Source organism: Pseudonocardia sp., assembly GCF_025965585.1.
Lineage (GTDB): Bacteria > Actinomycetota > Actinomycetes > Mycobacteriales > Pseudonocardiaceae > Pseudonocardia.
Genome location: NZ_JAOPWR010000090.1, coordinates 29,951 through 38,968, shown reverse-complemented (window position 1 = coordinate 38,968; position 9,018 = coordinate 29,951). Strand labels below are relative to the sequence as shown.

General features: G+C 74.1%; 8 protein-coding genes. 5 read left to right on the top strand and 3 right to left on the bottom strand.

Features of this window, described 5'->3' with window-relative positions:
* Positions 1–187: 187 nt before the first annotated feature.
* Complete coding sequence (locus tag JWR81_RS05875; RefSeq protein ID WP_297647690.1) at positions 188–454, top strand: hypothetical protein; 267 nt, start codon at positions 188–190, stop codon at positions 452–454.
* Positions 455–619: 165 nt separating this feature from the next.
* On the opposite strand, the gene JWR81_RS05870 is transcribed toward JWR81_RS05875, so the two are convergent.
* Both JWR81_RS05870 and JWR81_RS05865 read right to left on the bottom strand, forming a co-directional pair.
* Positions 620–2,512: an FAD/NAD(P)-binding domain-containing protein gene (locus tag JWR81_RS05870; protein ID WP_297647686.1), complete on the bottom strand. Its 1,893-nt coding sequence runs from the start codon at positions 2,510–2,512 to the stop codon at positions 620–622.
* A gap of 321 nt (positions 2,513–2,833) precedes the next feature.
* Positions 2,834–3,604, bottom strand: a complete 771-nt coding sequence (locus JWR81_RS05865; protein WP_297647683.1) for an N-formylglutamate amidohydrolase — start codon at positions 3,602–3,604, stop codon at positions 2,834–2,836.
* Positions 3,605–3,778: 174 nt separating this feature from the next.
* Here JWR81_RS05865 and JWR81_RS05860 point away from each other — a divergent pair, with 174 nt between their 5' ends.
* The 3 genes from JWR81_RS05860 to JWR81_RS05850 all read left to right on the top strand — a co-directional run bounded on the left by JWR81_RS05860 (position 3,779) and on the right by JWR81_RS05850 (position 6,141).
* Complete coding sequence (locus JWR81_RS05860) at positions 3,779–3,925, top strand: hypothetical protein (RefSeq protein ID WP_297647680.1); 147 nt, start codon at positions 3,779–3,781, stop codon at positions 3,923–3,925.
* A gap of 25 nt (positions 3,926–3,950) precedes the next feature.
* A complete protein-coding gene (locus JWR81_RS05855) occupies positions 3,951–5,060 on the top strand; it encodes an LLM class flavin-dependent oxidoreductase (protein ID WP_297647677.1) in 1,110 nt (369 codons plus the stop codon).
* A gap of 292 nt (positions 5,061–5,352) precedes the next feature.
* Entirely contained in the window at positions 5,353–6,141 is a 789-nt protein-coding gene (locus JWR81_RS05850) for an enoyl-CoA hydratase-related protein (protein ID WP_297647674.1), read from the top strand.
* A gap of 6 nt (positions 6,142–6,147) precedes the next feature.
* Here the strand turns inward: JWR81_RS05850 and JWR81_RS05845 are convergent, their stop codons facing one another.
* Positions 6,148–7,920, bottom strand: coding sequence for a helix-turn-helix domain-containing protein (locus JWR81_RS05845; RefSeq protein WP_297647671.1), 1,773 nt, complete (start codon positions 7,918–7,920; stop codon positions 6,148–6,150).
* Positions 7,921–8,085: 165 nt separating this feature from the next.
* Here JWR81_RS05845 and JWR81_RS05840 point away from each other — a divergent pair, with 165 nt between their 5' ends.
* Positions 8,086–8,994 carry an alpha/beta hydrolase gene (locus JWR81_RS05840; protein ID WP_297647668.1) on the top strand — a complete coding sequence of 303 codons (909 nt, stop codon included), beginning with the start codon at positions 8,086–8,088 and terminating at the stop codon, positions 8,992–8,994.
* Positions 8,995–9,018: the final 24 nt, after the last annotated feature.

Sequence of the window (9,018 nt, the reverse complement as noted above, 5' to 3'; positions counted from 1 at the left end):
TCCCGGCATCGAGCCCCGGCCCGCCACCGGGCCGCAGCCCACGCCGCGGCGCCGGGCCGGCACGCCGCCCGCTGTTCCCGGCCGGTCGGCTCCGACTCCCGCATCCGCTCCCGCGCCCGTCTCGGCTCCCACCGCGAGGCACGCACTCACGGCAGCGGAACCGGTCCCCCTCCGTCCCCGGCCGTACGTGGCGCCGCTGCCGACGCTGCGACCGGAGGCCGAACCCGATCACGTACCGACGTCGGTGCTGCCGATCGTGCGGATGATCTCCCGGCTGCCGGGCACGACGACCCCGCGGCCGCGGCGGCACGACACGACGCAGGACGAGCCGGTCGCCGACATCCGGCCCCTCATCCCCCGGCAGTCACGGCACTCCCGGCTCAGCGGCGAGTTCCCGGCCGACGGGCCCCACGAGCGGCCCCAGCGCAACCCGGACGCGGCCGGCGGCTCCTAGTGTCGCGGCCACGAACGTCCACCGGGTCGCTCGCGCGCCCAGGCGGCCCCTCGCGGCGTCGCCGCCCTGCGATACCCCGGTAGGAGCTGCGGACGGCGTCTCGCGAGGAACCACCTGGATCCCGGCTCTCATCGAACAAGGTCCCCAGGCCACGGCCTGACCGCGTCAGGCCGCGGCGGCGACCGCCCGTGGGAGGCTCAGCAGCACGGCGCGCGCGACGGCGTCGTTGTAGCGCAGGCTCTGCGCGTTCATACCCGGGCGCGTGAACGCCCCGGCGACCTTGACGGTGGTGTGCGGGCCGACGGCGAACCGCCGCGGATGCACCTCGCCGTCGGCCTCCAGGACAGCGCCGTCGGCCGGGCGGACCCGGATCAGGCCGGTGTTGCGCAGCACCGTGCCGTCGTCGTCGACGAGGACGTCCTCGCTCAGCTCGCCGTCCCGTGTCAGCGAGGCGACGAGCGGGTCGACACTGCGGGCGGCGCTCGGGCCGGGCAGCCGGGCGTCTACCAGCACCGTCGACGTCACGGGCGGCGCGCCCGCGAGCGCGGTGCTCCCGGCACGGAACCCGTCCTCGCCGACGTCCACCCACATGCCCTCGCCGAGGAACTCGATGAACCCGGCGCGGGAGAGGGCGAGCAGCTGGCGCACCCGGAAGCCGGGCGGGCCGCTCGCGACGGAGTTGAAGAAGCCCTGCCACCAGGTCATGTCCGACGACCGCGACCGCGCGGACAGGGCACCGGACCCGGCGAGCCGGGTGGTCTCGCCGTACACCGACAGCATCGCGACGAAGGCCCCCAGGTACGGGGTGTGGCGCTCGTCGACGTGGCGGCGCAGGTCCTCGGCGATGCGGTCGCGGATCAGCGGCTGCAGCGCGTCCAGGCTCGGGGCGGCCACCCCCGCCATGGGACGGTCGAGGGCGTCGAGGTCGAGGCGGTCGATCGGGTCGGGAACGGCGGCGGCGATCAGTTCGAGCATCGCGGGTGAGTCCCACTCCAGCGCGGCGAACCGCTCCGCGAACTCCTCCCACGCCAGCGCGACCACCTCGGGGTGGCCGACGAACAGCTCGTGGTACCAACCCCAGGCGATCTCCTTCGCCATCAACGGCCAGGCCTGCGTGCGCAGCTCGACGGGCTCGTCCGAGGCGATCAGGAGGTCGACGACGTCGGGGCCGAAGAAGCGCGGCAGCGGCGGACGGCCGCCGAGCAGCTGGTAGTGGGTCTTGGAGTGGTAGGGCGCACCGCGCGGCGACCCGGCCACCAGCCGCGGCTCGGCACCGGACGGGACGTAGCGGAGGTGGTCGCCGTCCTCGACGAAGCGCCCGCCGCGGCCCTCGAACAGCAGCACCGCGAGGTCGACGAACGCCAGCCCCAGCCCGCGCGCGATCACCGTCTCACCGGGCGCGATCACCGACAGGTCCGAGTCGGTGGTCTGTTCGGGAGGCAGGTAGCGCAGGCCCCGCTCGGCGGCGCGGGCGGCGATGGCCAGCTCGTCGTCGGTGGGGGTGGCGTCGAGGTGGCCGGAGGCGAGCACCACCGAGTCGACGCGCAGCGTCGTCGGCCCGCCCGCCCTGCCCTCGGCCAGGTGGACGACCTGCGTGGCGCCGTCCTCGGTGAGACCCGTGGCGCGGGTGCGGTGGATGTGCACGCGGATGCCGTCGGGCAGCTCGGCGATCACGTGCCGCAGCACCCACGCGAGGTACTCGCTCTGCAGCCGTCTGCTCGGGAACGTCGACGCGGTGACCGCGCACAGCTCGTCCCGCAGCTCGGGGGCCACATCGGGCCCGGTCTGCGCCCAGTCCCAGAACGACGGCCCCGGGACGACGGGCCCGTCGCAGATCACGGACTCGTCGGTGAACATCGTGACGTCCGCGGCCATCGAGTTCATGGCCAGCAGGGGCGACTGCTCGTGGCGCCAGATCCGCCCGGCGCCCGCCGGGTACGGGTCGATCAGGTGGACGTCGATGCCGCCCGGATGGAGTTCCGGGGCGCTGGCGCCGATGCGCTCCAGGACGCCGGTGCCGCGCGGCCCGGCGCCGACGATCGCGATCGCGGAGGTCATGGGTTCCTCTCGGAGGTCGGACGGGGTGCGTCCGGCGCTCAGAGGTCTGCGTGCGTGCGGCAGAGGTCCACGTGCCTGCGCCACACGAGCCGCGTCCCCATATCACGACTCTAAATGCGGATCGGGGCACCGGCCAGCGGATCGGGTGCGGCTCACGCCCCTGGTCGGCGCGTGCCGCACGCCACCGCCCATGGCAGGGCGCCGAAGTACGGTCGCCGACGATCACCGCTCCCCACGTCCACACGCCCACCCGGCGGCCCGCCCCGTGATCGGCACCGGCCGCACACCGGCGCCCCCGGACCGGCGGGCGTTGGACGGCGATCACCGCACCCGCACCGCGTCCACCAGCGCCGCCAGCGCCCGCGCGACGGCCGCCTCCTGCTCACCGAGGACGTCGCGGCGGATCTCCAGCATCAGCGACGCCACTCGCGCATCGGTGCCGTACCGGCTCAGCGGGACGTACGTGCCGGCGAACGGGCTGTCCGTCCCCACCGTCCCGAGGGGCGAGAACGCCTCCCGCGCGGCGTCGAGCAGCCAGGGCGGGGTGTGGAACGCGTCGGTGCCGAGGCAGATCGCGGGGCGGGGGCCGTCGGCGTGCAGCTCGTAGGGCAGCGGCTCGTGCGAGTAGGAGTGGACGTCGAGCAGCACGGCCCGGCCCGTCGCGGCCGTCCGGTCGCCCACGGCGGCCTCGGCGGCGTCGGCCCACGGCCGGTAGAACGCCGCGAGCAGCTCCTCGGCGTGCGCGGGGTCGTCGGCCCTGATCCGCTGCCCCCGTGTGCCGTGGGCGTAGACCGCCGCCATGCCGACCGCGGCCATCTCCTCGCGCTCGTCGGGAAACCGCTCGACGTCCACGACGAACCGCGACACGCGGTTGACCAGCGCGAACGGCCGGACGGCGGCGAGTCCGGCCGCGGCCAGGGCGAGGACGTCGGTGCGGTGGTCGGTGAGGGCCGCGGCCTCGGCGGCCAGCTCGGCGTCGGAGAGGAGGAGGCGCGACCGCACCCACCCGGGCACGCGCGTCCCGGCGTGCGGGACGTGCAGCAGCACGGGGCTGGACGTATCACCGGGGTGCAGGTCGCGGTCCGCGGTCACGCGCCCATGATCGCCGACCCACCCTCACCGCCGCAGCAGCAATCGCGGCCGATCGGAGCCGGATACGCGTTCCACGGCGCAGGGTGGCGAGGTGGGCGGCGGGGCCCCCTCACCGCTCGCGACGGCTCGGCGTCGATCCGGGCCGGATACCTGCTGCGCCGAGGAGAGCGGGCTGTGACCGCCGTCGTCGCGCTGTTGACCGCGGCACTCACCGGTGCTGTCCTGGAGAGCGTGTCCATCCGGGTTCCGCTGGTGAGCCGCCCCCACGTCGACCTCGGTCGCGTCTGCTCGGCAGCCTGTCCGGGCTCCCCGCAGCCCTGATCCCGCCTCCCGGAAGGACCCCACCATGCCCGTCGAGTTCCTCGGCATCGGCGCCACCAACAACGGCTCCGAGACCGACCCCCGCACCGGCCCCGCCTTCGACAAGGACTACACGCTCGCGCTGGCCAAGGCCCACGAGGACACCGGCTGGGACCGCGTCCTCACCGCGTACGGCTCCGGCAGCCCCGACCCCGCGCAGGCCGCGGCGCTGATCGCCTGCAACACCGAGCGCCTGCAGCTGCTGCTCGCGCACCGCCCCAACGTCTCCTACCCGACGTTCGCGGCGAAGACGGTGGCCACGCTCGACCAGATCTCCGACGGACGGCTGACGCTGCACGTCATCACCGGCGGCAACGACCACGAGCAGCAGCGCGAGGGCGACATCCTGCCCAAGGACCAGCGCTACGCCCGCACCCGCGAGGCCATCGAGATCTACAAGTTGGCCTGGACGTCCCGCGAGCCGTTCGACTTCCACGGCGAGCACTACTCCTTCGACGACTTCGTGCTCGACGTCGAACCCGCTCAGAAGCCGCGCCCCAAGATCTCCTTCGGCGGCTCGTCGCCGGCCGCGTACCGGGTGGGCGCCGAGGAGGCCGACATCTACGCGCTGTGGGGCGAGCCGCTGGCCGGCACCGCCGAGCAGATCGCCACGATCACCGACCTGGCCCGCGCCGCCGGACGTCCGGCGCCGCAGTTCCAGGTGGCGTTCCGGCCGATCCTCGGGCGCACCGAGGAGGAGGCCTGGGAGAAGGCCTACGCCACGGTCGCCCGCATCCAGGACCGGACGAAGGGCGGCACGGCGCAGCTCACCCGCCGCCACAAGCTCACCGACCCGGAGAACGCCGGTTCCCAGCGGCTGCTCGCCGTCGCGGCGCAGGGCGAGCGCCACGACCGTGCACTGTGGACGGTCACGGCGCAGGCCACGGGCGGTGCGGGCAACTCCACCGCGCTCGTCGGCACGCCCGAGACCGTGGCCGCGGCGCTCATGGACTACTACGACCTCGGCGTCCGGATCCTGTCCGCCCGTGGCTACGCCCTGCTCGAGGACGCGAAGGAGTTCGGTCGCGAGGTGATCCCGCTGGTGCGCCAGGAGGTCGCCCGCCGCGACGCGGCACACTCGGCCGTCCCGACCTGACGGTTCACCCCGGGTGCGCCATTCCCGGGGCGGCCGGCTCGGCGCAGCACCGCCTGCCTCTGCGTCACCCGCCCCACCAGCCTGCCCGCAGCGTCGCGCAGCTCGGTGTCGACCACGATCACGGTCATGAGGGGACCAGCCGCTCATCGGCGTCGACGTCCCCCACCGGCTCGGCGACGTCCGCCACGCCGACCAGGTCCTCGCGCTGGAGCGCGGGAAGCTGATCGAGACGGCCGCCACGGCGAGCTGATGGCGCTCGGCCGCCTGCTCGGCGACGGGATACGGTCCGGGCATGACCGAGCTCGTGCACCTCGACGTCGAGGCCGGCGTCGCGACGATCACCCTCGACTCCCCCGCCAACCGCAACGCGCTGTCGGCCCAGCTGCGCGGTGAGCTGCTCGCGCACCTGCGCACGGCCATCGCCGACGACGCGGCGCGCGTGATCGTCCTGACCCACACCGGGCGCGTGTTCTGCGCCGGGATGGACCTCAAGGAGACGCGCGGGGCGTCCTCGCAGGAGCAGGGCATCCGGGACGTGCCGCAGATCCTGGAGCTGATCTGGACCTCCCCCAAACCCGTGGTCGCCCGGCTCGCGGGAGCGGCACGGGCCGGCGGGGTGGGGATCGTGGCCGCGTGCGACATCGCGATCGCCGCGCAGGAGGCCACGTTCGCGTTCAGCGAGGTCCGCATCGGCGTGGTGCCGGCCGTCATCTCCGTGACGGTGCTGCCCCGGCTGCTGCCCCGCGCCGCGCACGAGCTGTTCCTCACCGGCGAGACGTTCGGCGCCGCGCGTGCCACCGCCGTCGGTCTGCTCAACGCCGCGGTGCCCGCCGACGGGCTCGACGCCGAGGTGGCCCGCTACGTCGAGATGCTGCGGCTGGGGGCGCCGAGCGCGCTCGCGGCGACGAAGGCGATGCTCGCCCGAACGACTCAGGCCGGCGAGCGCCCGCCGACGATGGGCGAGCAGTTCGACGAGATGCTCGCGCTGTCGGCCGGGTTCTTCGCCGCCGACGAGGGCCAGGAGGGCATGCGGGCGTTCGCGGAGAAGCGCCCGCCCGCATGGGCCGTCACGCCGGGCTGAGCCCGGTCAGGCGCCCCAGCGCTTGTCGTCAAGGCCGAGGGCCCGCATCTTGCGGTAGAGCGTGGACCGCGCGATGCCGAGCCGCTCGGCGGCCGCGAGCTTGTTGCCCGCGGCGTCGTCCAGGGCGGCGAGGATGGTCTCGCGCTCGGCGCGCTTGAGGGAGGCCAGGCGACGGCGCGGGGCCGCCTGTCGGTACTCGGACGGCAAGTGGGTCAGCGCGATGTCGGATCCCATCGCGCGCAGCAGCCCGGCGCTGAGCGCGGCGTCGAGCTCGCGGAGGTTGCCCGGCCAGTCCAGAGCCATCAGCACCTGCAGGGCACCCGCCTGCAGCCGTGGGGTCGGACCGTCCGGGCTGCGGTCGCGGATCAGCACGGGCGCGATGTCGGCGATGTCCTCGGGCCGGTAGCGCAGCGGTGGGATCTCGACCCTCGCAGGGAAGCGGTCGAACAGGCGCGCGGCGGCCGCGTCCCCGGCGGGCGAGCCGGCGGTGGCGGCGAGGCGGGCCTCCCGTCCGCTGTGGTCGTCGAGGACTGCGGCGAGCGGCGGACACGCGGCGTCCGGAGCGAGGTCGAGGTGGGCCAGCACCACCAGGCCGGGCAACGACAGCCGCCTGCGGAGCTGGTCGAGCCAGACCGGGTTCTCGAGGACGAGCGCCACGTCCAGCACGGTGGTCGCGTCACCATCCCCGAGCTGTCGCGCGGCACGCTGCTTGCCGGCTCCGGCCTCTCCGGTGACCAGGACGTCCAGGCCGGAGCGCGCGGCCGTGGCGAGCTCCAGGCACGCCCGCTGCCACGCGGCGCTACGCCCGGGCAGCAGCGCCTCGCTGCGCGAACGGGCCGGCGAGGGGCGTCGACGCGCCGTGGATCCCGGGCCGCGCCTGCGCATCTCGATGAGGACACCCGCGGCGTCGTGGCCACCCTCGCCGACGGTGCGGGCGCGGGCCTGCACCACGACGTCGCGCCCGAGCCGGATCTCGCCGGTGCACTCGGCACGCCCGGCCAGCACGGTGGAGGCCCAGTCCCACAGCAGCGCGTGGTCCGCCGCATCGAGCAGCTTGGCGGCAGCGGTGTTCGTGATGATGAAGTCCTGGTTGAGCGACACCACCGCCGCCGACGTCCGGCGCGAGACCTGGAGGAAGTCCTCGAGCAGCATCCGCTCGCGCAGCGACGACTCGGCGTACATCCGCGACTCGATCTCCCGCGACGCGGCGAGCATGAGCGGTTTCATCAGCTCGCTCGTGTCGTCGTAGCGGCAGCAGACGTCGAGGACGCCCACCACCCGCCGGTTCACGGGGTGGCGCAACGGCGCGCCGACGCACGTGAAGTCCTGCAGGTTGTCGCGGAAGTGCTCGGCTCCCGCGATCATCACGGGACCGCTGGACTCGAGGACGCTGCCGATCCCGTTGGTGCCGATGTGCTCCTCTCCGAAGCAGAACCCCGGCGCCGCGAGCACCTTGTCCAGGTGCCGCGACAGCGTCCGGCCGTCGGCGCGGCGGTCGAGGATGCGCGCGTCGGCGTCGGCCAGGATCACGGCCGTGCCGCCGTCGAGGTGGTCGGCGAGCCAGTCGAGCACCGGCGTGGCCGCGACGGTGAGCATCTGGTTCGCATCGCCGAGCACGGGCTCGAACGGCACGTCGTCACCGTTCGGGGTGACGCCCTGCATCCGGGACCGCCGCCAGGACGAGGCGATCTCCGGGCGCAGTGCCGGCGCGCCCGCGCCGTCGGCGAGGAACCTCTCCCGGGCAGTGCGGAGCAGCCCTTCACGCTCGCCGAGGGTCACCCGCATCTCCTCCGTCGCGTCGTCGCTTCGTCGCGCCGAGCAGGACGAGTCAAGCACACGGTGACCCAGGTCTCAGTGTCCCAGAACGCTACAGACGATGGGGCCGTTCGGGTGCTGTTGCATAGTCGGACAGTTTCGCTGTGCTCACAGTCACATGATCCGGGGATGGCGAGCATCGAGTCCGACGAGCTGCGGACGATCTACCAGAGCTGGTCCGACCGGATGGCGGCCGCGCCCGACATGGACGTGGCCACCCTCCGCGACCTGTTCGAGGAGTGGCACCGGCCCACCGCCGAACCCACCGGCGTCACGTACGAGGAGGTCGACGCCGGTGGCGTGCCCGCCCTGTGGTGCCTGCCCGTGGGCGCCGCCGACGACCGGGTGCTGCTGTTCACCCACGGCGGCGGGTTCGTCGTGGGGTCCACCGCCACCCACCGCAAGCTCGCCGGGCACCTGGCGAAGGCCGTCGGAGCCCGCGCGCTGGTACTGGACTACCGGCTGGCGCCCGAGCACCCGTTCCCGGCGCAGCTCGAGGACGCCGTCGCGGCCTACCGATGGCTGCTGGCCCAGGGCGTCGAGCCCGGCCACATCGCGACGACGGGCGACTCGGCGGGCGGCAACCTCGCGATCAGCACCGTGCTCAAGCTGCGCGACGACGGCGATCCGCTGCCGGCGGCGATCCTGCCGATGTCCCCGTGGCTGGACATGGAGCACCTCGGCAAGACGCTGGAGAGCAACAGCGCCACGGACGCGCTGGTGAGCCGGGAGATCCTCCAGGGGATGTCGGGCATGTTCCTCGGCGACGGCGGCGACCCGACGCACCCGCACGCCAACCCGCTCCACTCGGACCCCACAGGTCTTCCGCCGATGTACACGTGCGCGGGCAGCCACGAGACGTTGCAGGACAACGCCGAGCGCTTCCACGAGCGGGCCAGGACGGCCGGCGTGGACTCGACGCTCGAGATCGTCCCGGAGATGCAGCACGTCTTCACGTTCTCCGCAGGACGCGCGCCCGAAGCCGACGCGACGATCGCGGCGATGGCGGCCTGGCTCCGCCCGCGCCTCGGCCTCTGACCCGCCCGCGACCGACCGAGGAGA

Excerpts from the sequence above, each read along its gene's own strand:
- JWR81_RS05870 (WP_297647686.1), bottom strand. The coding sequence starts at position 2,512 with ATGACCTCCGCGATCGCGATCGTCGGCGCCGGGCCGCGCGGCACCGGC.
- JWR81_RS05850 (WP_297647674.1), top strand. The coding sequence starts at position 5,353 with ATGACCGAGCTCGTGCACCTCGACGTCGAGGCCGGCGTCGCGACGATC.
- JWR81_RS05840 (WP_297647668.1), top strand. The coding sequence starts at position 8,086 with ATGGCGAGCATCGAGTCCGACGAGCTGCGGACGATCTACCAGAGCTGG.
- JWR81_RS05855 (WP_297647677.1), top strand. The coding sequence starts at position 3,951 with ATGCCCGTCGAGTTCCTCGGCATCGGCGCCACCAACAACGGCTCCGAG.